The 25,714-nt window shown below is 63.9% G+C and carries 20 protein-coding genes; 9 read left to right on the forward strand and 11 right to left on the reverse strand.

What is annotated here, in order from left to right:
• Positions 1–84 precede the first annotated feature (84 nt).
• Together CBW24_RS02775 and CBW24_RS02780 are read right to left on the reverse strand one after the other, a co-directional pair.
• Positions 85–2,007, reverse strand: coding sequence for an acyltransferase family protein (locus CBW24_RS02775; RefSeq protein ID WP_097372600.1), 1,923 nt, complete (start codon positions 2,005–2,007; stop codon positions 85–87).
• Positions 2,008–2,169: 162 nt separating this feature from the next.
• Positions 2,170–3,618, reverse strand: coding sequence for a TrkH family potassium uptake protein (locus CBW24_RS02780; RefSeq protein ID WP_097372601.1), 1,449 nt, complete (start codon positions 3,616–3,618; stop codon positions 2,170–2,172).
• A gap of 254 nt (positions 3,619–3,872) precedes the next feature.
• Here CBW24_RS02780 and CBW24_RS02785 point away from each other — a divergent pair, with 254 nt between their 5' ends.
• On the forward strand, positions 3,873–4,274 hold the full coding sequence (locus CBW24_RS02785; protein ID WP_097372602.1) for a VOC family protein: 402 nt from the start codon (positions 3,873–3,875) through the stop codon (positions 4,272–4,274).
• Between the two features lie 76 nt (positions 4,275–4,350).
• Here the strand turns inward: CBW24_RS02785 and CBW24_RS02790 are convergent, their stop codons facing one another.
• From CBW24_RS02790 to CBW24_RS02800, 3 genes are all read right to left on the reverse strand, one after another.
• The gene (locus CBW24_RS02790; protein WP_097372603.1) at positions 4,351–5,811 is read right to left on the reverse strand and encodes a sigma-54-dependent transcriptional regulator; all 1,461 of its coding nucleotides are present in this window, start codon (positions 5,809–5,811) and stop codon (positions 4,351–4,353) included.
• 183 nt (positions 5,812–5,994) lie between these two features.
• Positions 5,995–7,887 carry a propionyl-CoA synthetase gene (locus CBW24_RS02795; RefSeq protein ID WP_097372604.1) on the reverse strand — a complete coding sequence of 631 codons (1,893 nt, stop codon included), beginning with the start codon at positions 7,885–7,887 and terminating at the stop codon, positions 5,995–5,997.
• Positions 7,888–8,119: 232 nt separating this feature from the next.
• Complete coding sequence (locus tag CBW24_RS02800) at positions 8,120–9,718, reverse strand: phosphoenolpyruvate carboxykinase (protein ID WP_088662376.1); 1,599 nt, start codon at positions 9,716–9,718, stop codon at positions 8,120–8,122.
• Between the two features lie 357 nt (positions 9,719–10,075).
• Between CBW24_RS02800 and CBW24_RS02805 the strand changes: the two genes are divergently transcribed.
• A complete protein-coding gene (locus tag CBW24_RS02805; protein ID WP_088662375.1) occupies positions 10,076–10,777 on the forward strand; it encodes a response regulator transcription factor in 702 nt (233 codons plus the stop codon).
• A gap of 2 nt (positions 10,778–10,779) precedes the next feature.
• Complete coding sequence (locus tag CBW24_RS02810; protein WP_097372605.1) at positions 10,780–12,606, forward strand: sensor histidine kinase; 1,827 nt, start codon at positions 10,780–10,782, stop codon at positions 12,604–12,606.
• Between the two features lie 24 nt (positions 12,607–12,630).
• On the opposite strand, the gene CBW24_RS02815 is transcribed toward CBW24_RS02810, so the two are convergent.
• The gene (locus tag CBW24_RS02815; protein ID WP_097372606.1) at positions 12,631–13,974 is read right to left on the reverse strand and encodes an amidase; all 1,344 of its coding nucleotides are present in this window, start codon (positions 13,972–13,974) and stop codon (positions 12,631–12,633) included.
• A 65-nt stretch (positions 13,975–14,039) separates the two neighbouring features.
• Between CBW24_RS02815 and CBW24_RS02820 the strand changes: the two genes are divergently transcribed.
• The 3 genes from CBW24_RS02820 (at position 14,040) to CBW24_RS02830 (ending at position 17,947) form a co-directional block, all read left to right on the forward strand.
• Complete coding sequence (locus tag CBW24_RS02820) at positions 14,040–15,314, forward strand: FAD-dependent monooxygenase (protein ID WP_097372607.1); 1,275 nt, start codon at positions 14,040–14,042, stop codon at positions 15,312–15,314.
• A gap of 5 nt (positions 15,315–15,319) precedes the next feature.
• Positions 15,320–16,318 (forward strand): P1 family peptidase, encoded by a 999-nt coding sequence (locus CBW24_RS02825; RefSeq protein ID WP_097374104.1) that lies wholly within the window; start codon positions 15,320–15,322, stop codon positions 16,316–16,318.
• Positions 16,319–16,468: 150 nt separating this feature from the next.
• Positions 16,469–17,947 carry an NAD-dependent succinate-semialdehyde dehydrogenase gene (locus tag CBW24_RS02830; RefSeq protein WP_097372608.1) on the forward strand — a complete coding sequence of 493 codons (1,479 nt, stop codon included), beginning with the start codon at positions 16,469–16,471 and terminating at the stop codon, positions 17,945–17,947.
• A gap of 99 nt (positions 17,948–18,046) precedes the next feature.
• On the opposite strand, the gene CBW24_RS02835 is transcribed toward CBW24_RS02830, so the two are convergent.
• Complete coding sequence (locus CBW24_RS02835; RefSeq protein ID WP_088662371.1) at positions 18,047–18,496, reverse strand: hypothetical protein; 450 nt, start codon at positions 18,494–18,496, stop codon at positions 18,047–18,049.
• Between the two features lie 203 nt (positions 18,497–18,699).
• Between CBW24_RS02835 and CBW24_RS02840 the strand changes: the two genes are divergently transcribed.
• Positions 18,700–20,874, forward strand: coding sequence for an esterase-like activity of phytase family protein (locus CBW24_RS02840; RefSeq protein WP_097372609.1), 2,175 nt, complete (start codon positions 18,700–18,702; stop codon positions 20,872–20,874).
• 123 nt (positions 20,875–20,997) lie between these two features.
• On the opposite strand, the gene hemF is transcribed toward CBW24_RS02840, so the two are convergent.
• Positions 20,998–21,939, reverse strand: a complete 942-nt coding sequence (hemF, locus tag CBW24_RS02845; RefSeq protein WP_097372610.1) for an oxygen-dependent coproporphyrinogen oxidase — start codon at positions 21,937–21,939, stop codon at positions 20,998–21,000.
• Between the two features lie 138 nt (positions 21,940–22,077).
• Here hemF and CBW24_RS02850 point away from each other — a divergent pair, with 138 nt between their 5' ends.
• On the forward strand, positions 22,078–22,485 hold the full coding sequence (locus CBW24_RS02850; RefSeq protein ID WP_097372611.1) for a hypothetical protein: 408 nt from the start codon (positions 22,078–22,080) through the stop codon (positions 22,483–22,485).
• Positions 22,486–22,500: 15 nt separating this feature from the next.
• Here the strand turns inward: CBW24_RS02850 and CBW24_RS02855 are convergent, their stop codons facing one another.
• From CBW24_RS02855 to clpS, 3 genes are read right to left on the reverse strand one after another with little or no spacing between them, the layout of a single operon-like run.
• The gene (locus CBW24_RS02855) at positions 22,501–23,310 is read right to left on the reverse strand and encodes an SDR family NAD(P)-dependent oxidoreductase (RefSeq protein ID WP_097372612.1); all 810 of its coding nucleotides are present in this window, start codon (positions 23,308–23,310) and stop codon (positions 22,501–22,503) included.
• Between the two features lie 45 nt (positions 23,311–23,355).
• Positions 23,356–24,375 carry a class I SAM-dependent methyltransferase gene (locus CBW24_RS02860; protein WP_097372613.1) on the reverse strand — a complete coding sequence of 340 codons (1,020 nt, stop codon included), beginning with the start codon at positions 24,373–24,375 and terminating at the stop codon, positions 23,356–23,358.
• A gap of 34 nt (positions 24,376–24,409) precedes the next feature.
• Positions 24,410–24,733: an ATP-dependent Clp protease adapter ClpS gene (gene clpS / locus CBW24_RS02865; RefSeq protein ID WP_088662582.1), complete on the reverse strand. Its 324-nt coding sequence runs from the start codon at positions 24,731–24,733 to the stop codon at positions 24,410–24,412.
• Positions 24,734–24,896: 163 nt separating this feature from the next.
• Here clpS and CBW24_RS02870 point away from each other — a divergent pair, with 163 nt between their 5' ends.
• The gene (locus tag CBW24_RS02870; protein ID WP_097372614.1) at positions 24,897–25,595 is read left to right on the forward strand and encodes an HAD family hydrolase; all 699 of its coding nucleotides are present in this window, start codon (positions 24,897–24,899) and stop codon (positions 25,593–25,595) included.
• Positions 25,596–25,714: the final 119 nt, after the last annotated feature.

Below are 25,714 nucleotides of genomic sequence, written 5' to 3' on the forward strand. Positions count from 1 at the left end.
TAGGCGCCTGATTAATTAACGCCCCGCTCCGGCGGGGCGTTTTTTTGTCCGGATCAGGTCACGCGACGTTGGAAAAGCGTCTACTTACCACGCGATCTGCTCGAATGTCGGCATCCAGTTATTCTTGCGCCCAAGCAGCGCGCTTCCCTCTACGGTTAGGTGCCCGCCGTCTTTGTATATGAATGTTCCGTCCCGCAGAGGAGAGCAGGTTTTGTTGTCACAGATGTCTTTGGAAAGCCAGTAAATACCGACGTTGTCGGTCAAAGTCCTTAGCAGCTGATAAGGGCGCGCATCCTTGACAAATGCGAAGTCACAGCTGTTTGGCGGGGCCTTAAAGTAAACGCTTTTGATGAGGCATTGACCTATATCCCATCCGCTTTTCGGCGGTGGTGCGACAATCATTACCTTTGCGCCAGTATTGCGAATGGCGTTTAAGGTCTCGCGAATTTTCCCAGCGGCAAATTCCAGTGAGCCGCCTTTAACAATCTCTCCTGACGCCAGGAGCAGGTCACTGTTTATAATTTCGCTGAAGGGAGAGGCAAGAATAACCGTAATCGGCGCCTTCTGATCTGCCAACCAATCAAGGACCTCCTCATTAAACTCGATGCATCGGCGTGCCCAGTCGTCGCCTTGCGAACGAGTCCGTTGCGCGGCGCCAAGAATCGGAGCGCAGGCGGAGAGAGATTGTAGCTGGAGTTTGGCCCCCGGATCGCTAGCTAGAATGCCATCGGTTAGGTGTTGAGCATAACTGTCGCCCCAAAGTAGGATTTCTGGTGTAGGATCGGTGTAGCAGTTCGGTGATGTAGTGAACCCGGAATGGCAATCCGCGTGCAGGCCGCGGTTCGGACGAACCAGGTACTCCAGTTCCGCGACAGTCAGCTGATCGTTACCTCTGTCGACATACCCTTCGCTCAATTGTGCACTCAGGCCCACCACAGAAATCAAAACCGCGATCGCTGCGCCTGCTTGGAACAGGTGTCGTTGTCGCGGAAAGAGCCTGCCCTCCCGGCGTCTGAAAGGTGCCTCGATCCAACGGGTACTTGCCCAGCCTATCATGAACGAGGTTAGCACTAGGACGGTCAAGAAGGTCACGCTCAGCTCCTGGAGGCCGTGAAGCCTTGCGAGAGCAAAAAGCGGCTGATGCCAAAGGTAGGTGCTATAGGATATAAGCCCGACTGCCACCAAGCCGCGCAACGATAGAAGCTTTGCCGCTGCGTTGCCCTGATGAGCAAACAGAATGATTAGAACCGCTCCGCTCACAGGCAAGAGCGCATAGACGCCGGGGAATAGGGTGGAATCGTTATAGTTAAAGATGGCCGCGGCGATGAGAGCGAGCCCAAGAAGTCCCAGTGAATTGTTTAGTCTGGTGTTGCGGAACCTCGGCACAAACACGCAGAGCGCCCCGGCCAGCAATTCCCAGATCCGTGTGGGCAGAAAGTAGAACGCAGCGCCCGGTTCATTTCTAGACCCCCATTCCGCCAATGCAAAGCTGGCGAGGAAAGATCCGATAAGGCACGAAATTAGGATCGGCTGCCGCCAGCGCCTCAAAAAAATTAGAAGAAAGGGAAAGAAAAGGTAGAATTGTTCTTCTACAGCCAGGCTCCAAGTATGAAGAAGGGGCCTCATCTCGGCAGCTGTTCCAAAATATTCGTCGCCTCGTAGGAAGACAAAGTTTGATGAAAACGCAACTGTCATCATGACTGTCTCCCCGAAATCTTCAAGTTGCGAGGGGAACATCCACATATGTGCAAAGGGAAGAATCATGAGAATCATAAAGAAAAGGGCAGGAAGAATGCGACGGGCGCGCCTTTCGTAGAAATTGGCGATTGAGAAGTGCCCAGACTTCATCTCATCCAAAATGATCGTTGTAATGAGGTAGCCGCTGATGACAAAGAATACGTCAACGCCGACGAATCCACCTTCGAACCATGAAAATCCTGCGTGAAAAAGAATCACAGGCACGACTGCGATAGCCCGTAATCCGTCAATCTCTGGCCTGTACTTCATATTAGATGCTCGATGGTATACTGAAAAATCTCTTAGCCTAGGATCCGCCAAAAGGCATTACAGGCTACCATCGGCTCCATAGGGGCGGCGAAAATGGGTTTCAATGTCAACCTAAGGTCGCATGAAAGTGGACGTTTGGGTGTGGCACTAGCGCGTCAGCGCTCAACTCCGCCAGAAACTCACCGTCAGAAGCGCATAAACCACGAGCAGCTCCAGCCGCCCGACCAGCATCGCGATGGCGAGGAGCCATTTGGCCATCGGGTTAAGGTTTGCGAAGTTGCCCGCCGGGCCGATCTCGGAGCCGAGGCCGGGACCGATATTGGCCAGCGCCGTGGCCGCACCGGAAACCGAGGTCACGAAGTCGAGGCCGGTCATCCCCAGCAGCACAGACAGCACGCCCACGCTCACCACGAACAGCGAGAAAAACGCCATCACGGATGACAGCACGTCTTCTGTCACCGGACGGCCATCAAAGCGCGGGATGAAGATGCCGGAGGGGGAATGTAGACGCCGGATTTGCGCCCGGATGGCCGAAAACAGGATCTGATAGCGGAATATCTTGATCGAGCAACAGGTCGACCCTGCGCAGCCGCCGACCAACCCGATGAAAAAGAATAGCACCCCCGGCATCGGCCCCCAGAGCTGATAATCGACGGAGGCATATCCCGTGCCGGTGATGATCGATGTGACGTTGAACAGGCCTTCGCGCAGGCCATGCTCGAAATGGTCGCCATTGACGATGATCCGGTAGATCGTCAGCACCAGCACCAGCGCGCTGATCACCAGCAGGAACGCGCGGATCTGGGTGTCGCGATAGAAGGGCCGCGCCGTGCCGGCAAGGATCTGCACATAGCGGACGAAGGGCAGGCTTGCGAGGATCATGAACACCGACGCGACATATTCGGCAGGCCCTTGGAACCGTCCGAAGCTGGCGTCATAGGTAGAAAACCCGCCGGTCGACAGCGTCGTAAGCGCGTGGTTGATCGCCTCGAAACTGTCCATGCCCACGGCAAGATAGCTGAGGTAACAGGCAAAGGTCAGCGTGACGTAGCAGACCGAAATACGGCTGGCGATTTCACCTGCGCGGGGGAGGATCTTACCCAGCGTGTCAAATGCCTCGGACCGAAACACCTGCATGCCGCCGACCCGCAATTCGGGCAGGAACACCATCGCCACGACGATGATCCCGATGCCACCGGTCCATTGCAGGATCGACCGCCACAGCAGGATGCCTTTGGGCAGGTCGTCGAGCCCGGAAAACACGGTGGAGCCGGTGGTCGTCAGGCCGGAGATCGCCTCGAAATACGCATCCGTCCAACTGGCATGGGGCGGGCCCAGCATGAAGGGCAGCGCGCCAAAGATCGGAAGCGTCAGCCACACGCCCGTGGTCAGCAGGAAGGTCTGCCGCAGTGTCAGCCCCTCGCCCACGCCATTGGAGCAAGCCAGCGCCATCAGCCCGCCGCTGAGCAGGGTGATGACCGCACTTTCAAGAAAGATGGGCCAGTGTCCGTTGGCTTCCATCAGGTCCATGCCAAGCGGCAGCAGCATGAAGCCGCCGAGGCAGGTCAGGAGAAGGCCAATGACATATCCCACGGGGCGGATGTCGAACATGAAGCGAAGCGTTGGCCTGCCCCGCGCGGGGTGTCAAGAACGGAGCCCGCGACGCCTGCGCGCGGCTGTGCAAGCGCGGCATGGCGACGACAGCGCGGTGTGGTTTGGCCGATGGGGGGCGTGGAGCGACGCGCGCGATTCGCGGGGCGCGCTCGGCGGCACGGCCCGGTTTGTTCGCGGTGGCGGACCCCAACTCTGATAGCGTTGGGTCACGAGATACCCGGCTTCGGGTGCTGGATGACGGGAGACATGGAATGAAAATCTACATCACAAGCGTCTTCGTGGACGATCAGGCGAAAGCGCAGCGATTCTACTGCGACATCCTTGGATTTACCGTGAAGCATGACGTGCCGATTGGCGCGCATCGCTGGCTCACCCTTGTCAGCCCGCAACAGCCGGAGGGTCCGGAATTGCTGCTGGAGCCGAGCGATCACCCGGCGGTCGGGCCCTATACGGCGGCATTGGTCGCGGATGGCGTGCCGGCGCATTCGTTTCAGGTCGATGATCTAGCCGCGGAGCACGTACGCCTGACGAAGCTGGGCGTCATGTTCACCCGTGACCCGATGGATGCCGGCCCTGTGCGGATGGCTGTGTTGGACGATACGTGTGGGAACCTGATCCAGCTGGTCGAGATGACCGGCGCGACGGAGGGGTAAGGCCGCCGCTCATCGCCTGACCCGCCGTGGCCTGTGCAAATTCCCGGCCTGTGCCGTGGCGCGCTCCGGCGGAGCGTTATTTTCGCCAGCTTTCCCGTTTGCGATAGATCGTCGAGGGCGACAGTTGCAGAACGCGCGCCGCGCGCGGGATGGAGCCGCCTTCGCGGGCAATGGTGGCCTCGATCACCAGTTGCTCGATCTCGGCGAGGGGGCGCCCGATAAGCGTCGATAGGGCGACATCCTCGGCGGGGGTGCGGGGTGTGTCCTCGGCGGTGGCAAGAGCGCCTGTAGCGGTCTGCGCCTCGCTCCGCGGCACGCCAGCCGAAAAGGTGTCCGGTCTGGGCCGGACTGCGGTGCCCCGGGCGGGCATGGGGCCGATATCGAGTTGCTGGATCAGTTCAAGCGGCAGCATTTCAAGCTCAACCTGCGTCCCGTCATGGGATGTCACGACATGGCGCAGCGTCTCGGTCAATTCGGCCAGATTGCCCGGCCATGGCAGGGTCTGCAGGCGCGGGGCGAGGTCAGGGGCGAATTCGACGAAGCGGCGGCCTTTCTCCCGTGCCAGCGTGCGCAGACGCGCGGTCGCGATTTCCAGCACGTCGTCGCCCAGATCCGCCAGATTGGGCATATCCAGAGGCAGCACGCACAGCCGGTCCCGCAACCGGTTGTCAAATTCACCATCCGCCACGGCCTGATCCAGATCGCGGGTGGTCGTGCAGACCAGACGGATATTAATCCGGTGCGGCACGGTCGAGCCAACAGGCTGCACGGTGGCGGAGCGGATGATGTCCAGAAGCATCGGCTGCAACCCTCGGGGCAGGGCGCCGACCTCGTCCAGAAACAGCGTGCCTTCATGGGCAAGCTGAGCCGCACCGGCCCGATCCGACAGCGCGCCGACAAAGGCCCCGCGCAAGTGACCCATCAACTCGGCTTCCAGTTGCTCCACCGGGCGGGTGCGGCAATCGAGTTCGATAAACGGTTTCTCGGCCCGGCCGGAGGCCAGATGAACGGCGCGCGCGCAGCGGCCCTTCTCGGTGCCGGGCGCGCCCCGGATCAAGACCGGCGCGCCGGAGCGTCCATAGGCTCGGATCGTGGCAAACATCTGCCCCATGCGGACGGAACGCCCCTGAAACCCGCCCAGCGGCGCATTGCGGTTTTCGTCCTCCTCCGGCGGGGGATCATGCAGGGCAACGGCGCAATTATGCAGGCGGAACTCGCTAAACGGTTTTACGAGTATCTCATACGCGCCACGACGCACCTCCGCCGCGGCGGCCTGAAAACTGGGACCATCGGCGATCAGCACGATGCGACAATCGGGATGCAGCGCGCGACACTGGGCGCATAGCGTGCTGCGGTCATCGCTGCTGTTCGTCTGGGTCATGTCGATGAACGCGACCTGATACCGCGCGTCCGACATCGCGGCGAGCGCCCCGGCCCCGTCGGCAACCGCCGTGACGCGATGGCCTTCGGACCGCAGAGTGGCGGCATAGGCATGCCGCAACGAGGCAGACCCCTCAACAAGCAGAATTTGCGCCACGCCCTGACCTCATCCCTGTTCCACGCCGGCGCATCGCGGCGCGGCTGCCACCCCGTTGCTACGCGCAAAAGCCTAACGTGGCGTTTCACGGCACCTTACGAACCAGCAGTCGTTTCCTGTCGCACCCATTACGGGTGCAGGGTGATATTAGGTCACAAATTCCGTGGTTTGCATTGCTAAAAATCAGCTTTGCGGGTTTGCCGGGCCGCATAACGCTGCGGCAATTTCCTCTAAAATGGCAGGATCATCGATGGTCGCGGGGGCGGTGACGGTTTCTCCATCCGCGATCCGCACCATCGTGGCTCGCAGGATCTTGCCCGAGCGGGTCTTGGGCAGGCGTTGCACGACCACGGCGCGCTTGAAGGCCGCGACGGGGCCGATGCGGTCGCGCACCAATGCGATGCAGTCGGCGATGATGTCCTCCACCGGTCGGGCGCAGCCTGTGTTGAGGCACAAAAGCCCCACCGGCACCTGTCCCTTTAGCGGATCGGAGACACCGATCACCGCGCATTCGGCAACATCGGGATGAGCGGCGAGCACCTCTTCCATCGCGCCGGTGGACAGGCGGTGCCCGGCGACATTGATCACATCGTCAGTGCGCGCCATCACATAGAGATACCCGTCCTCGTCGAGCATCCCGGCATCGCCGGTTTCGTAATAGCCGGGAAAGCGGCTGAGATAGGCGCGGTGGAACCGCTCGTCGGCGTTCCACAATGTCGGCAGCGTTCCGGGGGGCAAGGGCAGCCGCAGCGCGATCGCGCCCAGCGTGCCGGGCGGGCAGGGGGTGCCTGCTTCGTCGAGGATGGTGATGTCATAGCCGGGCATCGCGACGGAGGGTGATCCGGTCTTGATCGGCAGCGGCTCGAGCCCGCGGGGATTGGCGGCGATGGCATAGCCGGTCTCGGTCTGCCACCAATGGTCGATCACGGGCACGCCCAGCGTCCGCTCAGCCCATTCCACGGTGTCGGGATCGGCGCGTTCCCCGGCCAGATAGACCGCGCGCAGGGACGACAGATCATGCTCGCGCGCCAATGCACCGGCGGGGTCTTCGCGTTTGACCGCGCGCAGGGCGGTGGGTGCGGTGAAGAAGGCGCTGACCCCATGGCGCGCCATCACCCGCCAGAAGGTGCCGGCATCGGGGGTGCCTACCGGCTTGCCTTCGAACACGACCGTGGTGCAGCCGTGGATCAGCGGCGCATAGCAGATGTAGCTGTGCCCCACGACCCAGCCGACATCGGATGCGGCCCAGAACACCTCTCCTGCTTGCATGTCGTAGATATTGGCCATGGTCCAGTCGAGCGCCACGAGATGCCCGCCCGTGGGGCGCACCACTCCCTTTGGCCGCCCGGTCGTGCCAGAGGTATAGAGGATGTAGGCCGGATGATTGCCGGGCACTGGCTGGCAGGGCGCTTGGGCGGCATCGCGCTGAAATGCATCCCAATCGACATCGCGATCCGGGTGCAGATCCGCCGGTTGCTGCGGGCGTTGCAGGACCACGCAGAAGTCAGGTTGGTGGTCCGATTGCGCCAATGCGGCGTCCAGCAACGGCTTATACGGGACGATGCGCGACGGCTCGATCCCGCAGGATCCGGCGAGGATGCAGCGCGGCTGCGCATCATCGATCCGCACGGCCAGTTCATGCGCCGCAAAGCCGCCAAAGACGACCGAATGAATGGCCCCGATGCGCGCGCAGGCCAGCATCGCGATCAGCGCCTCCGGCACCATCGGCATGTAGATCACGACCCGGTCGCCGATCCCGATCCCGCGCGCCGATAGCGCCCCGGCAAGCCGCGCCACCCGGTCGCGCAGGTCGGCATAAGTGATATGCGCGACAGTGTCGGTCACGGGGCTGTCGTAGATGATGGCGTTGCGCGCGCCGTGGCCTGCCTCGACATGACGATCAACGGCATTCCAGCAGGTGTTGACCAGACCGTCGGCGAACCATTCGTGCCCGCCGGTCGCGGTGTCGCTCAGCGCGCGGGTAGGGGCGCGGTCCCAGTCGATGGTGCGGGCGGCGTCGAGCCACCATCCTTCGGGGTCCGCCAGCCAGCGGTCATAGACCTCGCGGTAGCTCATTCGGTGCTGCCCTCCTCGCCTCTCCTGCAGGTCACAGGCGCCTCCTCTGCGACCATGACGGATCGACGATAGGGCAGGCGGGCGCGCCGGGGCAACATGAACCTAAGGAGGGGGGAGGGCGCTTGGCGCGCGGCGGGCTGGGATGGTCCCGTCAGGGGCCTGCGATGGGCAGGCGGTCGTGCGGTCGCGGTCCCCCGCCCCGGCAGATAGCCACCGGGGCGGGGGGATAGGCTCAGCCGATGGCGACGGCTTTCACGTCGGCATCGATATAGGGGTCATATTGGGCGAAGTTCTCGGCGAACATTTCCACCAGCTTCTGCGCCTGCGCATCATAGGCCTTGGGATCGGCCCAGGTGGACCGGGGGTCGAGCAGGGCCGCATCGACGCCGGGCACCGTGACCGGAACCTGGAAGCCGAAATTGCCATCCTTGCGGAAGGTCGCGTCATTGAGCGAGCCGTCCAGCGCAGCGGTCAGCAGGGCGCGGGTCGCCTTGATCGGCATACGCGAGCCGGTGCCATAGGCGCCGCCGGTCCAGCCGGTGTTGACCAGCCAGCACGACGCCCCGTGCTGGGCGATCTTGTCCCGCAGCAGGTTGCCATAGACCTCGGGACGACGCGGCATGAAAGGCGCGCCGAAACAGGTGGAGAAGGTCGGTTCCGGCTCGGTCACGCCACGCTCGGTCCCCGCCACCTTCGAGGTGAAGCCCGACAGGAAGTGATACATCGCCTGCGCGGGCGTCAGCCGCGCAATGGGAGGCAGCACGCCAAAGGCATCGCAGGTCAGCATGATGATGTTCTTGGGGTGCCCGCCCAGCCCGCTGTCGGATGCGTTCGGGATGTAGTGCAGCGGATAGGCGCACCGGGTGTTGGCCGTCAGGCTGTCATCCTCGAAATCCAGCTCGCGGGTGTCTTCGTCGAACACCATGTTCTCGATCACCGTGCCGAACATATGCGTGGTCGCGTAGATCTCCGGCTCCGCCTTGGGCGACAGCGAAATGGTCTTGGCGTAGCAGCCGCCTTCGAAGTTGAACGTCCCGCGATCGGACCAGCCATGTTCGTCGTCACCGATCAGCGTGCGCGACGGGTCTGCCGACAGCGTGGTCTTCCCCGTGCCCGACAGGCCAAAGAACACCGCCGTGTCGACGGGGTTGCCCTTGGCGTGGTTGGCCGAGCAATGCATCGGCATGATGCCTTTTTCGGGCAGCATGTAGTTCAGCAGGCTAAAGATCGATTTCTTGTTTTCGCCCGCGTATTCGGTGCCGCCGATCAGGATCATCTTCTTGTCGAAGTTCATCGCGATGATCGTGTCGGAGCGGCAGTTATGCCGCTCGGGGTCGGCCTTGAAGCTGGGGCAGTTGATGACCGTGAATTCCGGCACGAAGGTGTCGAGTTCCTCGCGCTCCGGGCGGCGCAGCATGGTGCGGATGAACAGGCCGTGCCACGCAAGCTCGGTCACCATCCGCACATCCAGCCGGTGCACCGGATCGGCCCCCGCGAACAGGTCGGAAACAAAATAGTCCCGGCCCTTCATATGCTCCAGCATATCGGCATGAAGCGCATCGAACCCTTCGGCGGACATGGGCGCGTTGTTGTCCCACCAGATCTTGTCCTCCACCGACGGGGTGCGCACGACGTGCTTGTCCTTGGGCGAGCGGCCCGTATAGGCGCCGGTGGACACAAGAAACGCGCCGCCATTCCCCAACGTGCCTTCGTCGCGTTTCAGAGCTTCCTGAATCAGCGCGGGCTCGATGTAGTTATAATAGACGTTGCCGAGCCCCGTGATGCCTTGATCTTCCAGGCGCTGGGCCGGGTTTACACGTCCGATGGTCATCTGAGTAGCTCCTGCTGCCGCCTGAGGCGGCCCTGATTGATACAGTGTCACGCCTCCTCCTGGCGCGATGCGCAGCCCAAAACGAGGCTGACCGCCTTTCTATATCACGCGAATTTTTCGGAGAAACAGGTCACCAGCGCACAGTTAGCGCAACCAGTTCAACTTTAGCGCAACCATGGGCGGAGCGGCGCTGCTGTCGGCTGCGCAAGTGATGCAAATTAGCCATTCCTTTCCGAATTTGGCGTCAGTTGGGCGGGCGGCTCGGGGGTGATTCGCACTTAGTAGTTGAATTCAAAGGGGGGAACCCGGAAACTGTGGCAAAAAACGGGCATGAGAGCAGTTTGGAAGGATACGGTTATGTCTAGGATCGCCCTGGTTGATGACGACAGGAATATCCTCACGTCGGTCTCGATGACGCTGGAAGCCGAAGGCTTCGAGGTCGAAACCTATAACGACGGGCAATCCGCGTTGGACGCCTTTAACCGGAAACTGCCCGATATGGCGGTTCTGGACATCAAAATGCCCCGCATGGACGGCATGGACCTGCTGCAGCGGCTGCGCCAGAAAACCACGATGCCGGTGATCTTCCTCACCTCCAAGGATGATGAGATCGACGAGGTGCTGGGCCTGCGCATGGGTGCCGACGACTATGTGAAAAAGCCATTTTCTCAGCGCCTGCTGGTGGAACGTATCCGCGCGCTTCTGCGCCGGCAGGAGGTCATGGCCGCCGATGAGGTTGCCGAACCCGAAGTCGGGCAGGTGATGGTGCGGGGCGAACTGACAATGGACCCTCTGCGCCACGCGGTGAAATGGAAGGAGAAAGATGTCTCCCTCACCGTGACCGAATTCCTGCTTTTGCAGGCGCTTGCGCAGCGTCCCGGCTTTGTCAAAAGCCGCGATCAGCTGATGGATGTGGCATATGACGATCAGGTCTATGTCGACGACCGCACCATCGATAGCCACATCAAGCGCCTGCGCAAGAAGATGCGCTCGGTCGATCCCGATTTCAGTGCCATCGAGACGCTGTATGGCATCGGGTATAGGTATAACGAAGAGTGACCATGACCGGGGAGAGGTTCGTGCGGGAGGATCGGACTGCGCCGCGTTCCGATGTCGTGCTCGGCGAGGACTGGGTCAGCGGTGACGATTCTTGGCATGACATCCGCGCCAAGCGGAAGGGTCGGGGCATCCTGACCCTGAACCGATCCCCATTGGCGCGTAAGATCATCACCTTTAACCTGCTTGGGCTGATCGTGCTGATCGCGGGGGTGTTTTACCTCAACCCGTTCCGCGACAGCCTTGCGTTGCAGCGCGAAGCTGGGCTGGTCGCCGAAGCGCGGCTGGTCGCCGACGTGTTCGAGATGCAGATCGCGCAGCTGGGCCTGCCGGGCGTAGCCCCGTTCGGCGCTACCCCGCCCGGCGGTGAGGCCGCGAGCCCTCTCGGCACGGGTGCTGTAGGCACAGGCGGCGGGGGCACGGGCAGCCCGGAAAGCAGCGGCGCAGACACGGGGGCCTCCACCGACGGCACGCTCGATGCTGGTGCAACCCTTGCCACGCTGGATCTGAGCCGCGGGGCCGAAGCGCTGGTATTCACCCCCGATGGCAGGCTGCTGGCCCGAAGCCTTGGCGCGAACCCGGAACCGGCGCTGTCTGCCGATGTACCAAATACGGTAATCACCGATTTCCTGAACTGGATCTGGTCGTCGATGTCGGCGCTGTTCGGGCAGGCAGATCTGCCCCGGACCGACCGCGATGCGGAGGCGCTGAGCCGTCAGTTGATCGACCGAGCCGGGATGGGCGAAACGGTTTCGGTCACCGGCACGGATGCCGATGGTGCTGCGCTTTTTGCAGTGGCGGTTCCCGTCCGGCAGGGTGGCGAGATTCTGGGCGTCGTGGCGCTGGCCAGTGCGGTCGGCGAAATCGACGCGCTGGTCCGGGCCGAGCGGGAACAGGTGTTGCAGGTCTTTGTGATCGCCATCCTCGTGTCCGTGGGGCTGTCTTTGGTGCTGGCGTCGACCATCGCCAATCCGCTGGCCGATCTGGCCTCCGCCGCCGAATTGGGCCGCGACCGCAATACCAGCAAGGTCAGCCCCGGTCGCGTTCGCATTCCGGACCTTGCCGGGCGGCCTGACGAAATCGGTCGCTTGTCAAAGGCGCTGCGCGGCATGGTCGGCGCGCTTTACGACCGGATCGATGGCAACGAACAGTTCGCCGCCGACGTGGCCCATGAGATCAAGAACCCGCTGGCCTCGCTCCGCTCCGCCGTCGGCACGCTGCGGGTCGCCAAACGCGACGATCAGCGCGAAAAACTGCTCGACGTGATCGACCATGATGTGCGCAGGCTCGACCGGCTCGTGTCCGATATTTCCAACGCCTCCCGGCTCGATAGCGAGTTGGTAAAGGAGGAGGAGGAAAGCTTCGACCTGCTGCGCATGATCGGCAATCTGACCGAGTATCTGGGCGAGGATGCAAAGGCCAAGGGCATCGATTTCATCACCGATATGCCGCGGCAGCCAATCCGCATTCTGGGGCTGGAGGCACGACTGGCGCAGGTGTTCGTCAACCTCATCACCAATGCCGTATCCTTCTGCGAAGAAGGCGACGCGGTGCGGGTCTGGGTTCGCAAACGCCAAAACCGCGTGCTGGTGGTCGTCGAAGATACCGGCCCCGGTATTCCTGAACAGGCGCTGACCAAGATTTTCGCGCGTTTCTATTCCGAACGTCCCGTGGGCCAGTTCGGCGATCATTCAGGGCTTGGGCTTGCCATCTCCAAACAGATCATCGAGGCGCATGGCGGGGTCATCTGGGCCGAAAACATCCGCCCGACGGATGCCGATGACAGCACCGCCCCGCTGGGCGCGCGTTTCGTCGTCGGTCTGCCGGTCTAAGCGCGGAGCAGCGCGCCGCGCCGGTCAATCGGTGCGGCGCAGCACATGTTCGGCGGCGGCCCCCACCCGCAGCAGATGCTCTTCGCCAAACGCGCGGCCCAGCAGCGAAATTCCTGTGGATGGCACGCCCGTCGGCAGAGTCAGCGCGCAGAGCCCCAACAAATTGCCAATCCGCGTATTGCGCAGCGTTAGCAGGTTCTCGGCCACAAAAAATGCGCTGTCGCGTTCCAGCCGCGCACGCTCCGGCGGCAGGTTCGGCGCTGACGGGATGAGCACCGCGTCATAGCCCGCCACGGCCTCCGCCCATTGCGCGCGGAGCCGGTCCAGCGTTTGCCACGCCGCCACGAACTCTGCCGCACTGGTCGCGGCACCGCCGCGAAACCGCTCCCGCACCTCCGGGTGCATCTTTTCGGGCGCGGCTTCGATCATTGCCCGCCATGTGCCATAGGCCTCGGCGGCAAAGACGATCTTGGCGAGCGGCATCGCGTCGCGCACTGCATCCACCTTGATCCGGGTGATCTGCGCGCCCGCGCGGTCCAAGCGGGCCAGCGCGGCGTCGAAGCCTGCGGCAGGGGCATCGCGCAGATCGTCGAACGCCACGGTTTCCAGCACCGCGAACCGCATCCCGGCGACACTGTCCGCTCCGCGCAAATCCACGGAGCGACGACGGTCCATCGTGGCCAGCAGCAGCGCCGCATCCTCGACCGAGCGGGTGAGCGGGCCGATCGTATCGAACCGTGCGCAAAGCGGCACCACCCCGGTCAACGGCAGCCGACCCGACGTGGTTTTTAATCCGACCAAGTCATTCCACGCCGCAGGCACCCGCACCGATCCGCCGGTGTCGGAGCCAATCGCCGCAGCCGCCAACCCAAACGCCACCGATGTCGCCGCCCCCGAGGACGACCCGCCCGAAACCGCGTCTGTATCGTTGACGCAGGGTGGCGAGGCGGTGACCGGGTTCAGCCCCAGTCCAGAAAACGCCAATTCGGTCATGTGGGTCTTGCCCAGACATACGAGCCCCGCCGCACCTGCCCGGCGCAGCACCTCCGCATCGCGCGACGGCACCCGGCCCGCCAGCAGGGCGGAGCCGGACTCGGTCGCGGTGCCGGCGGTGTCGAACAGGTCTTTCCACGAGATGGGCACACCGTCCAACGGACCTTGGCGCTGGCCTGCGCGGGCGCGGGCTGCGGCGGCCAGCGCCTCCTGCCGGGCACGCTCGGCGGTCATGCGAGCATAGATGCGAGGCGCGAATTCATGGCTCTGCGCGGCGTCTAGGAAACAGTCGGTCAGCGCCACAGGGTCGATTTGCCCCGCGTTGATCCCGCGTCCCAGCTCTGCCGCGCTCATCTGTCGCCATGTCTCGTCCATCGTCGGTCCTTCCGCTGCCCCGCGTCGTGCTGCCGCATCGGCGGACCGTAGCGGCGTGGCGGCACATGGACAATCCCGCCCGCGCGGCCATATTGAGCGCCATGACAGAGCCTCGATCCGCCCCTTCCGATATCGTCATTGCCGGTGGCAGCCTGACCGGCGCGACCCTTGCACTGGCGCTGGCCTCCGCCGGGTTTCCCGTGACCGTGATCGATCCCACGCCCCCCGACGCGCAGCAGGCTGGCGATTTCGACGGGCGCAGCTATGCGTTGGCCCATGCCAGTGCGCGCATGTTGAAGGCGCTGGGCCTGTGGGATGGTATCGCGGCAGACAGCCAGCCGATCCTACAGGTCAAGGCCAGCGATGGCCGCGCGGGCGACGGGGCGGGGCCGCTGTTTCTGAGCCTCGATCATGCGGAGATCGACGAAGGCCCGATGGGCTGGATGATCGAAGATCGCTATCTGCGCCGGGGCTTGATGGCGGCGTTAGACGCCGCACCGTTGGTGCAGTTTCGCGCAGGCCGCCGGGTCACCGCGCAGGCGCCTGCACCGGCAGGCATCGCGGTTACGCTGGACGATGGCACCGTGCTTGAGGCCGCGCTGCTGGTCGGGGCCGATGGGCGACGATCCGGCACCGCCAGCCGCGCTGGTATTCGCCGCACCGGGTGGTCCTATGGCCAGACCGCGCTGGTCTGTGCGATCGAACATGAGCGCCCGCATGAGGGTATCGCGCATCAGTTTTTCATGCCGGAGGGGCCGCTTGCGATCCTGCCCCTGCCCGGCAACCGGTCGTCTATCGTCTGGACGGAGCGGGACGCGCGTGCCGCGCTGGTCAACCGGCTGGACGAGGCGGAGTATCTGGCTGTGCTGCGGCCGCGCTTCGGCGATTTCCTCGGCGCGCTGCAATTGGCGGGCGCGCGTTTCTCCTATCCCCTGTCGCTCAGCATGGCCCAGACGGTGATGACTGAGCGCGTCGTGCTGGTCGGCGATGCGGCCCAAGGGGTGCATCCCATCGCGGGGCAGGGGCTGAACCAAGGTCTGCGCGATGTGGCGACGCTGGCGGAGGTTTTGGCCGATGCCCGCCGCCGGGGCGAAGACGCCGGAAGCTGGGGCGTGCTGGATCGGCACCGGGCGTGGCGTAGCTTCGACCGTGCCGCGCTGGGCTTGGCCACGGATGGGTTCAACCGGCTCTTTTCCAACGACAACCCGGTGTTGCGGTTGGGCCGCGATCTGGGCATGGGGCTGACCCACCGGCTGCCCGGCCTGCGCCAACGCCTGATCCGCGAAGCGGCGGGGCTGGAGGGCGAGGTGCCGCGCCTGCTGCGAGGGCGCCCGTTGTGAGCCCGCTGCGCCCCGGTCCGCGCAACCTTATCACCGATGTGCCGGGTCTGCGGGTGGGGCAGGCGCAGGACCGCAGCCTGCAAAGCGGCGTCAGCGTCCTGACCGCCGACGCCCCGTTTACCGCAGGTGTGCATGTGATGGGCGGGGCGCCGGGCACACGCGAAACCGATCTGCTCGCCCCTGATAAGCTGGTGACGCAGGTGGATGCGCTGGTGCTGTCGGGCGGCTCGGCCTTTGGGCTCGATGCCGGATCGGGCGTGGCGGATGAACTGCGCGCGCAGGGGCGGGGGTTCGCTGTCGGGGATCAGCGGGTTCCCATCGTGCCCGGCGCGATCCTGTTCGATCTGCTCAATGGCGGGGATAAGGCATGGACGCACAATCCCTACGCCGCCTTGGGACGGGCCGCGCTGCGCGCCGCAGGGGCTGAGGTCGCGCTGGGCAGCTATGGCGCGGGCACCGGCGCGCTTGTCGCCGGGCTTCGGGGCGGAATTGGATCGGCCTCTGCGATATTGCCGGATGGGACAACCATTGGCGCGCTCGTCGCGGTCAATGCGCTGGGCGCGGTGACGGTGGGCGAAAGCGGACATTTCCACGCCGCCGCCTGTGAATTCGGGGCGGAATTCGGCGGGCTGGGCATGGCGCCGCAGGCGGCTTTCGATCCCACGGCGCTGCCGCCCTTGAAAACCAGCCAGCCGGGCGAAGCCACAACCATTGCCATCGTCGCCACCGATGCGGCGTTGGACAAGGCAGGCTGCACCCGATTGGCCATCGCCGCGCATGATGGCATGGCGCGGGCGATCTGGCCCTCGCACACGCCGCTGGACGGTGATCTGGTGTTCGCGGCTGCCACTGGCGCGCGTCGCTTGGCCGATCCGGTGGCGGATGCGGTCTTGTTAGGCCACGCCGCGGCGCTGTGTCTGGCGCGGGCGATTGCGCGCGGGGTGCACGCGGCGGCGCCGGGCGGCGCGCTGCCCGCATGGTCGGAGCGCTTCGCCGCAGCCTGAGCGACATCGTGATCGGGCGCTGCCCTTGATCTTCGGTCCGCCCGACGTAGGGTTCGCGAGGCGGGAGGCCCCCGGCGCGACAGTCTATGTCGCCGGGCGTGACCCCCGGCAAATGGCGTGCGCTGGGCGCGCCCGAATGGGAGATCTCACATGCTCGATGCAGCCAACGACCTGAAATCCAAATTATCCGATCCGTCCCTGCTGACGGACAAAGCCTATGTTGCGGGGGAATGGGTTGCCGCCGACGATGGCGGAACCTTCGAGGTGCGCAACCCGGCCACCGGGGATGTGCTGGCCCATGTCGCGGATCTGGGGCGGGCGGAAACCGCGCGCGCCATCGACGCGGCGGAAAAGGCAGGCAAGGAGTGGGCCGCCCGCACCGCCAAAGACCGGGCCAAGGTGCTGCGCAAATGGTTCGATCTGATGATGGAGGCGCAGGACGATCTGGGCGCGATCCTGACCGCCGAGATGGGCAAGCCGCTGGCAGAGGCGAAGGGCGAAATCGCCTATGGCGCCTCGTTCATCGAGTGGTTCGCGGAAGAGGCGAAACGCGTCTACGGCGAAACGATCCCCGGCCACCAACCGAACCTGCGGCTGAGCGTCATCAAGCAGCCGGTGGGCGTCGTAGGGTCCATCACCCCGTGGAACTTTCCCAATGCGATGATTACCCGCAAATGCGCCCCCGCGCTGGCGGCAGGCTGTTCCTTTGTCGGGAAACCTGCCGGGGAAACGCCGCTATCGGCCCTTGCCATCGCGGTTCTGGCCGAGCGGGCGGGCCTGCCTGCGGGGCTGTTTTCCATCGTGCCCTCGTCCAGTTCGTCGGACATCGGCAAGGAGTTCTGCGAAAACCACAAGGTGCGCAAACTGACCTTTACCGGCTCCACCCCTGTCGGGCGCATCCTGCTGGCGCAGGCGGCAGATCAGGTCATGAAATGCTCGATGGAACTGGGCGGCAACGCGCCGTTCATCGTCTTTGACGACGCCGATTTGGACGCAGCCGTGGACGGTGCCATTGCGTGTAAATTCCGCAACAACGGTCAGACCTGCGTCTGCGCCAACCGGATCTATGTGCAATCCGGTATCTATGACGCCTTTGCCGAGCGCTTCGCGCAGAAGGTCAGCCAGATGAAGGTTGGCGACGGCTTTGACGCGGAAACCGATTTCGGCCCGCTCATCACCGAAAAGGCGGTCGAGAAGGTCGAAGAGCACATCGCGGATGCGCGCTCGAAAGGCGGCGACGTGGTGCTGGGCGGGGACCGGCACGAAAAGGGCGGCACGTTCTTTCAGCCGACGATCATCACCGGTGCCACGCAGGACATGGTCTTTGCACAGGAAGAGACATTCGGTCCAATGGCGCCGCTCTTCAAGTTCGACACCGAAGAGGAGGTGCTAGGCTATGCCAATGACACGATCTTCGGGCTTGCCGCTTATTTCTATGCACGCGACGTGGGTCGGATCACGCGGGTGAACGAAGGGCTGGAATACGGCATCGTCGGCGTGAACACCGGCATCATTTCGACCGAGGCCGCGCCCTTTGGCGGGGTGAAGCAATCGGGGCTGGGGCGCGAAGGCTCCCGCCACGGGATCGAGGATTTCCTCGAACTTAAATACACCTGTCTCGCCATATAAGCGCGGTAGAATCACGGTGCGCCTCGCGCGCAGAAGCCTGATCCCCGCCGGGGGTCAGGCTTTTTCTATTCAGTTTGGGTGAAGGACCGCAGAGCGGTGTCAGCCAAAGCGGCGCCCGGTGCGTTCAGCGAGACCTTCGAGCAAGAAATCGAGGCTGAGTTTGCCCAGCGGTCGGCGGATCGACCGGTTCAGTTCCCGGCAGCGGTCCAGCACGACCTGCAATCCGGCGTAGGAGGCGAGATCGTCGGCGGTCAGCTTTTGCAGATCGAGGTCAAAGGCTTCGGCCACCGCGCGGAACGCGACATCGCGGGTCCGGTCCACATTGCGCCCGCTGGCATGTTCGGCATTGCGCAGCTGGATCAGAGCGCGGCCCTGATGATCGGCCAGCGCCCATGTCCCGAAAAAGATCAGCGCCACCAGAACGAGATAGGGCAGACCAGCGATTCCGAATCCGAAAACGAACAGGCCAGCGGCCTCTGGTATGCAAAGCAGAATGATCGTGGCTGTCATCAACATCGACGCCGTGTGGCGGATCGTCTTGCTTTCCATAACGGGGCTCCCTCCGAACCAAACCAATAAACCCGGACTCCACCTTGCCGCCGCGACGGGGCGAATTTGTGGCGGCGGCAGGGGGATCTCGTGGCTGGAGGAGAATTCACCCCGGCGTCACTCAACCGTTGCGTGACTGTTACACGCGGACGCCACTCCCTCGGCCGGACAGGACAGTTCACACCGAACCGGGGATCCCGCATATGCTCAGACCGATTACCGCAGCCTCCGTCATCGCGCTTAGCGCCGGTGCCGCGCAGGCCGACATGAATTTCGCCCGTATCGCTAGCTTTGCCACGCCGACCAACATGGCCGAGGGCGAAGACACCGCGCGCGAAACCTCCGCCGAGATCATCGCCGCCTCCGAAGACGGCATGACGCTCATCTACACCGACAGCCCGCTGGGCGCCGTGGGCCTGATCGACATCACCGATCCTGCCGCCCCCGCGCCGCTGGGCAATGTCGATATGGAGGGGGAGCCGACTTCCGTCGCCGTGTTGGGCGGGCGGGCATTCATCGGGGTCAATACTTCCGAAAGCTATACCGATCCTTCGGGCCATATGACGGTTCTGGATCTCACCACGCGCGAGGTCGTGTCGACCTGCGATCTGGGTGGGCAGCCCGACAGCATCGCACTGGCAAAAGACGGCAGCTTCGTCTCCATCGCCATTGAAAACGAGCGGGACGAGGATGCGGGCGACGGGCGCACCGGGCAGATGCCTGCGGGCTTCCTTGTGCAGATCGATGTCGCTGACGGGGATCTGGCCTGCGACAGCCTGCGCCTAGTGGACCTGACCGGGCTGGCCGATGTGTCGCCCGAAGACCCCGAGCCGGAATTCGTCGACATCAACGCGGCGGGCGAGACCGTGGTGACGATGCAGGAAAATAACCACATCGTCATCGTGTCCCGCGCGGGTGAGGTGATCGCGGATTTTTCCGCCGGGGCCGTTGATCTTGACGGGATTGACGCAACCGACGAACGCAGCGCGCTGCTTTTCACCGAAAGCCAGCCGGGTCGCCTGCGGGAGCCGGACGCGGTCAAGTGGATCGACGACACCCTTTTCGCCACCGCCAACGAAGGTGACATGGACGGCGGCAGCCGGGGTTGGACGATCTTTGCCAAGGACGGCACCGAGGTTTACGAAAGCGGCGCCAGCTTTGAACACGCGCTGGTTCAGATCGGCCATTACCCCGACACGCGGTCCGATGCGAAAGGCGTCGAACCAGAAAGCATCGAAACCGCAACCTTCGACGGCACGCCGCTGGTGTTTGTCGGCTCGGAACGCGGCTCCGCCGTTGGGGTCTATGACGTGACCGATCCCGCCGCGCCGGTGCTGCGGCAAATCCTGCCTTCCGGCATTGGGCCCGAAGGCTATGTCGCGCTGCCCGACCGCGATCTGCTGGTCTCCGCCAATGAAACCGATTTGATCGAGGATGGCGGCGTGCGCGCCCATGTCATGATCTATCAGTATCGCGACGGCGCGCCGACCTATCCGCAGCTGACCTCCGAAGGCGCCGACACGCTGATCGGGTGGGGGGCGATTTCCGGCATGGTCGCCGATCCGCAGGCCGAAGGCACGATCTACGCGGTCAATGACAGCTTCTACGGCTATCAGCCCACGATCTTCACCATCGACGCCACCGCGACGCCGGCGCGTATCACCGCCGCGACGCCCGTGACCCGTGCGGGCATGCCCGCGCAGAAGCTCGACCTCGAAGGCATCACCACGGATGGCGCAGGCGGTTTCTGGCTGGCCTCCGAAGGGCGCAGCGATCGTTTGGTCCCCCATGCCCTGATCCATGTGAATGCAGCGGGCGAGATCGAGGAAGAGGTTGGCATCCCGGCGGACCTGGCCGCCGTGGAACAGCGCTACGGCTTCGAAGGCGTGACCTGGGTTGGCGAGACGCTTTGGATGGCCGTGCAGCGGGAATGGGGCGACGACGCCGAAGGCATGGTCAAGTTGCTGGCCTACACCCCTGCCACCGGCGAGTGGGGCGCGGTGCATTACCCGCTGGACCGCGTCGAGGCCGGTTGGGTTGGCCTGTCCGAGATCGTGGCGCAGGGCGATACCGTCTATGTCGTGGAACGCGACAATCAAATCGGTGACGCGGCCCGGATCAAGAAGATCTACGCCATTCCCGCCGCCGATCTGGTCCCCGCACCGCTGGGCGGCGATCTGCCCGTGGTCAGCAAAACCGAAGCCTACGACCTGATCCCCGACCTGAAGGCACAGGGCGGCTATGTGGTCGATAAGGTCGAAGGTCTGGCAATCACGCCGGCTGGCGCGATGTATGTCTCGACCGACAATGACGGCGTCGATGACAGTTCGGGGGAGACGTTCTTCTGGCAGGTCGAACTGCCCGCCATCGGCGGCTGATCCGATCCAGAGCGCAGATCAATGAGGGCGGGCCTTTGGGCCCGCCTTTTTTCGTATCCCGGTGCGGGGCGGGCCCTTTGCCATTCGGCGTGCCCCGCTCCGCCCGATGTCAAAGCGTCGCGATCAGACCCATTTCGCCAGCGGGGGCAGGGACATCAGCACCGCGTTGGCGTCATGCCCGGTTTCCAGCCCGAACTTGGTGCCCCGGTCATAGACAAGGTTGTATTCGGCATAGAGCCCGCGATGCACCAGTTGCGCGTCCTTGTCCGCCTCCGTCCACGGGGTGTCGCGGCGGGTCTCGGTGACGGGAAGGAACGCGGGCAGAAAGGCGGAGCCGACGGAGCGGGTAAAGGCGAAATCGGCCTCCCAATCGCCGGTGCATAGATCGTCGTAGAAAATGCCGCCCACGCCGCGCGCCCGGTTGCGATGGGGGATGTAGAAATATTCGTCCGCCCATGCTTTGAACCGCTCGTAATAGTCCGGGTCATGGGGGTCGCATCCGGCCTTCAGCGCGGCATGAAACGCGGCGGTGTCGTCGGCATATTCGATGCAGGGGTTCAGATCTGCGCCGCCGCCGAACCACCAGCCCTGCGGCGTCCAGAACATGCGGGTGTTCATATGCACGGCGGGGGTGTGGGGGTTCTGCATATGCGCGACGAGGCTGATCCCCGAGGCCCAGAACCGCGGATCTTCGGCAAGGCCCGGCAGATCGCGGCGCGCGGCCATGGCGGCCTGTGCCCGCGGGGCCAATGTGCCGTGCACGGTCGACACGTTGACGCCGACCTTCTCGAACACCCGTCCGCCACGCATGACGCTCATCAAACCGCCGCCGGCGTCGGAGCCATCATCGGAGCGGCGACGGGTTTCGCTTACTTCGAATCGTCCGGGGGTTTGATCGGCAAAGGGGCCGGTCTGCTGGCTGTCCTCCAGCGCCTCGAACGCCGCGACAATCCGGTCGCGCAATTCGCGGAACCAAGCGGCGGCACGAGCCCGCTCATCATGGAGGTTCAATGCGGGACCGGGTTCGGTCACAGGATCGGATGCGGGGGTGGGGCGGTCGGTCATCTCAACTCTCCGTTGATCGGTGCGCGCAAGGGGCTAGCACGCGGCGCGGCAGCGGACCAGTTCACAGCAGTTTGGCAAAACGTCGCGGGCGAAATACATTGTGGCTCTGATCCGCGGCGGATCACACGGAGGACTGCAATGTATGCGAAACTCGCCTTGATGCTGGCCATGTCGGGGGCGCTGGCGGCCTGCGCCACCCCGCGTCAGCAATGCCTCGACACCGCTCAGCGGGATCTGGTCGTCGTCGATAGCCTGATCGCCGAGACGCGCGGCAATCTGGAGCGCGGCTACGGGCTGGAGCGCGAAAAGCAGCTGCGCACGACCCGCCGGTTCTGCACCCGCCATGTCCGCGATGACAAAGGCCGGTTGCGGCCCATCAGCGGCTTTTGCCCCGAAACACGCAGTGTCACCCGCGAACGGCCCGTGGCCATCGATTTGGGCGCTGAGCGGCGCAAGCTCGACCAGCTGATGGAAAAGCGCGACCAGTTGCAGGATCGCACCCGTGCGCAGGTTGCCAGTTGTCAGGCCCGCTACCCAGCAGGCTGACGGACCGGGGCGCGCCTAGTGGATTGGGGCCGGAACGGCGTCGAGCAGGGTGCGCCCGCCATCTACGGTGACGATCTGCCCGGTCATGAAGCCCGCGCCTTCGGACGCGAGGAACTGTACCGCCTCGGCCAGCTCCTGCGGCTTGGCGATCCGCGCCATCGGCGTGTGATCCATGATCTGCCCGCGATATTCGGAGTTTTCCTTCAGCGCGGTCTTGAGGCTTTGCGACATGACGGAGCCGAACGCCACGGCATTGACCCGAATGCGGTTTGGGGCCAGCGCGACCGCCATGGAGCGGGTCATCTGATCCAGCGCCGCCGACGCCATCGAATAGCCCAGCAGGCTGGGATTGGTGCGCCGGGCCGCGATGCAGGACAGGTTCACGATCGCGCCTAAAGGCCCGTCTTCGCGGTCGTCGATTTCCGCCTGTTTGATCATCCGTTTCGCGATCAGCTGGGTCAGCCGCAGCGACAGGATCACGTTCTGGTCGATCAGCGTTTCGACACAGTCATTGTCGGGGTCGAGAGGATCGGACGTGGCCATCTGACGGCTGGCATTGACGAGGATGTCGACCCGATCAAAGGCGTCGATCGTCGCGGATAGCAGATTGGCTTGGGTCAGCTTCTCGCGCAGATCGCCAGTAAAGGCACGCTTGGAGCCCTCCTCCCCGGTGTCGCGGTCGATCTCCTTGCGCAGCGCGCCTTCGTCCATATCCGCAAACATGACATTGGCGCCCTGATCGACAAAATGCCGGGCGATGGCGAGGCCGACGCCATTGGCGGCCCCGGTCACGATGGCGGTCTTTCCCGCGATGGAAAAACTCATAGGCTCAAGGCTCCCTTGGCTACCGTGGGCAAAGTCTAGGACAGATCAGCGCGGCTGACGAGAGCCACCGCCCGCGCCGCGTTTCAGCGGGCGTTTGGCAAGATACAGCTTGAACCGGGTGTCGCCGCCCAGATCGCGCAGTTCGGTAAATGCCTCCGACAGCGGCTTCTCATAGGGCAGGTGCCGGTTCGCGACGAGCCACAGCGCACCCGCCGGTTTCAGCAGACGCGCGGCAGCGGCGATGAAGCCTGCCCCCAGCGACGGGTCGGCGGCGCGGCTGGTATGAAAGGGCGGGTTCGTCACCACATGATCGAACGGGGTCGCATCGCTAAAGCGGGTCGCATCCGCCCATTCGAACCGCACGCGGGGATCGGTGATGTTCTGACGGGCGGCCTCCAGCGCGGCATATTCTGCCTCGACCAGCACCAGTTCGCGCAGCTTTTCGTTGCGCAGCAGCGCGGGCGCGAGATAGCCCCAGCCCGCCCCCAAATCAACGACCCGACCGTTTAGCTGTTCGCCAAAGGCCTGAGCCAGCTGGACCGAGCCGAGATCGGGGGCATCTGCGGAAAAGACGCCCGGCGCGGTGATCCAGCCGTCATCGATACGGGTGAAATCGGGCGTCTGCCAGTCATCCAGCGCCCCCTCAGCGGGCGCGAAGGCAAATGTCTTGCCGTGCGCCTTAGAGAACGGCATCCCGGCCTCGCCCCGCTTGCGCAGGTCTTTGAGCAGGCTGTCGATACCGTCGGTCTTCTGTCCGTCGATGATCAGTGTCGGCGCGCAGGGCGCGGCGTGGGCGATCATCGCGCGGGCTTGGGTCTTTGACCGGGGCAGGCACACGATGGCGGCAGCGAATGCCTCCTCCCCGGGGAGGGTCGGGGCCACCTGCCAGCCAGCGGCCTCCCATGCGTCATGCTCGGGGCGGAAGCCATGGACGATCAGGCAACGGTCCTGCGGCAGCCCATCGGTATCGATGTCGGCAGTGGGCCGCAGGATCAGGATCCGCCCGGTGTCGGGCAGGGTGACCGCGCCGGAGGCCAGCGCGAGGGACAGTCTGGGATTGGTCATGAGCAGAGCCGGGCGCGTTCTACGCAGCCGGGCCTTATTCCTTTTCCATGGTGCATTGCAGCGGGTGCTGGTGACGCCGGGCGAAATCCATCACCTGCGCCACTTTGGTTTCGGCAACCTCGTGGCTGAACACGCCGACGACCGCAACGCCCTTCTTGTGGACCACCAGCATCAACTCGAACGACTGCGCATGGGTCATGCCGAAAAACCGTTCCAGCACATGCACGACGAATTCCATCGGCGTATAGTCGTCGTTAAGCAGCAGCACCTTGTAAAGCGGCGGCTTCTGCGTCTTTGGCTTGGTCTTCTGGATCACGCCGGTGTCGTCATCGGTCTTACCGGGCGCGTCTGCCATCATGATGTCAAAGGCCGGAAGGGTCACGGGCGTGCACACTCCTGATTGGTCTGGCCGGGTCACGGATGCGACCCCGCAGAGGGATGGTGGCGGGAACGTCGGGCTCTTTATATAACCGCGACCGCACCGCTGAAAAGGGGCGGCGGCGAAAGGAGGGCTTCGCGAGATGCGCAAATTGACGACAATCGGCTTCGATGCGGATGACACGCTGTGGCACAACGAGCGGTTTTTCAAGCTGACACAGGCCCGGTTCACCGAACTTCTCGCCGATCATGCGGAGCCGGAGCATCTCGACGCGCGGTTGCTGGCGGCGGAGCGGCGCAACCTCGGGCGCTATGGCTACGGCATCAAAGGGTTTGTCCTGTCGATGATCGAAACCGCAATCGAGGTGACCGACGCGCAGGTGCCCGCAGAGGTCATCCGCGCGATTCTGGAATCAGGGCAGGAGATGCTGGCGCATCCGATCGAATTGCTGCCCCACGCCCGCGACGCGATCGAGGCAGTGACCGGCTCTCACACCGTGTTGCTCATCACCAAGGGCGATCTGCTGGATCAGGAGCGCAAGTTGGCGCAATCGGGTCTGGGCGAGTTGTTCGACGGGGTGGAGATCGTGTCCGACAAAACCGAAGCCAGCTATCGGCGGATCTTTGCGCGCCATGGCGACGGTGCGGAGCGGGCTATGATGATCGGTAATTCGATGAAATCCGATGTAGTCCCGGCGTTGGAAGCTGGCGGTTGGGGTGTTTATGTCCCCCATGATCTTGGCTGGGCGCTCGAACATGCGCCGACTCCCAGCAGTCATGCCCGTTTTATGGAACTTTCTGATCTGGGTGGACTGCCGGCCCTAGTCGACGAGATCGGCTGATCTGGGGGCTTGGCGGTCTGTCGCCGCTAGATGTGGCGGGCGGTTCATAAGTGCAAAGAGCATTTGTTTTTTGCGCAGTTTCGTGGATACCTTTTTCGTGTTAGCGTCGCCTTAATTAA

This window comes from Pacificitalea manganoxidans, assembly GCF_002504165.1.
GTDB lineage: Bacteria > Pseudomonadota > Alphaproteobacteria > Rhodobacterales > Rhodobacteraceae > Pacificitalea > Pacificitalea manganoxidans.

What these genes read in the sequence shown, in the direction of transcription:
- CBW24_RS02775 (WP_097372600.1), bottom strand. Translation starts at nt 2,007, where the DNA reads ATGAAGTACAGGCCAGAGATTGACGGATTACGGGCTATCGCAGTCGTG.
- CBW24_RS02780 (WP_097372601.1), bottom strand. Translation starts at nt 3,618, where the DNA reads ATGTTCGACATCCGCCCCGTGGGATATGTCATTGGCCTTCTCCTGACC.
- CBW24_RS02785 (WP_097372602.1), top strand. Translation starts at nt 3,873, where the DNA reads ATGAAAATCTACATCACAAGCGTCTTCGTGGACGATCAGGCGAAAGCG.
- CBW24_RS02795 (WP_097372604.1), bottom strand. Translation starts at nt 7,887, where the DNA reads ATGAGCTACCGCGAGGTCTATGACCGCTGGCTGGCGGACCCCGAAGGA.
- CBW24_RS02800 (WP_088662376.1), bottom strand. Translation starts at nt 9,718, where the DNA reads ATGACCATCGGACGTGTAAACCCGGCCCAGCGCCTGGAAGATCAAGGC.
- CBW24_RS02805 (WP_088662375.1), top strand. Translation starts at nt 10,076, where the DNA reads ATGTCTAGGATCGCCCTGGTTGATGACGACAGGAATATCCTCACGTCG.
- CBW24_RS02810 (WP_097372605.1), top strand. Translation starts at nt 10,780, where the DNA reads ATGACCGGGGAGAGGTTCGTGCGGGAGGATCGGACTGCGCCGCGTTCC.
- CBW24_RS02815 (WP_097372606.1), bottom strand. Translation starts at nt 13,974, where the DNA reads ATGGACGAGACATGGCGACAGATGAGCGCGGCAGAGCTGGGACGCGGG.
- CBW24_RS02820 (WP_097372607.1), top strand. Translation starts at nt 14,040, where the DNA reads ATGGACAATCCCGCCCGCGCGGCCATATTGAGCGCCATGACAGAGCCT.
- CBW24_RS02830 (WP_097372608.1), top strand. Translation starts at nt 16,469, where the DNA reads ATGCTCGATGCAGCCAACGACCTGAAATCCAAATTATCCGATCCGTCC.
- CBW24_RS02835 (WP_088662371.1), bottom strand. Translation starts at nt 18,496, where the DNA reads ATGGAAAGCAAGACGATCCGCCACACGGCGTCGATGTTGATGACAGCC.
- CBW24_RS02840 (WP_097372609.1), top strand. Translation starts at nt 18,700, where the DNA reads ATGCTCAGACCGATTACCGCAGCCTCCGTCATCGCGCTTAGCGCCGGT.
- hemF (WP_097372610.1), bottom strand. Translation starts at nt 21,939, where the DNA reads ATGACCGACCGCCCCACCCCCGCATCCGATCCTGTGACCGAACCCGGT.
- CBW24_RS02850 (WP_097372611.1), top strand. Translation starts at nt 22,078, where the DNA reads ATGTATGCGAAACTCGCCTTGATGCTGGCCATGTCGGGGGCGCTGGCG.
- CBW24_RS02855 (WP_097372612.1), bottom strand. Translation starts at nt 23,310, where the DNA reads ATGAGTTTTTCCATCGCGGGAAAGACCGCCATCGTGACCGGGGCCGCC.
- CBW24_RS02860 (WP_097372613.1), bottom strand. Translation starts at nt 24,375, where the DNA reads ATGACCAATCCCAGACTGTCCCTCGCGCTGGCCTCCGGCGCGGTCACC.
- clpS (WP_088662582.1), bottom strand. Translation starts at nt 24,733, where the DNA reads ATGATGGCAGACGCGCCCGGTAAGACCGATGACGACACCGGCGTGATC.
- CBW24_RS02870 (WP_097372614.1), top strand. Translation starts at nt 24,897, where the DNA reads ATGCGCAAATTGACGACAATCGGCTTCGATGCGGATGACACGCTGTGG.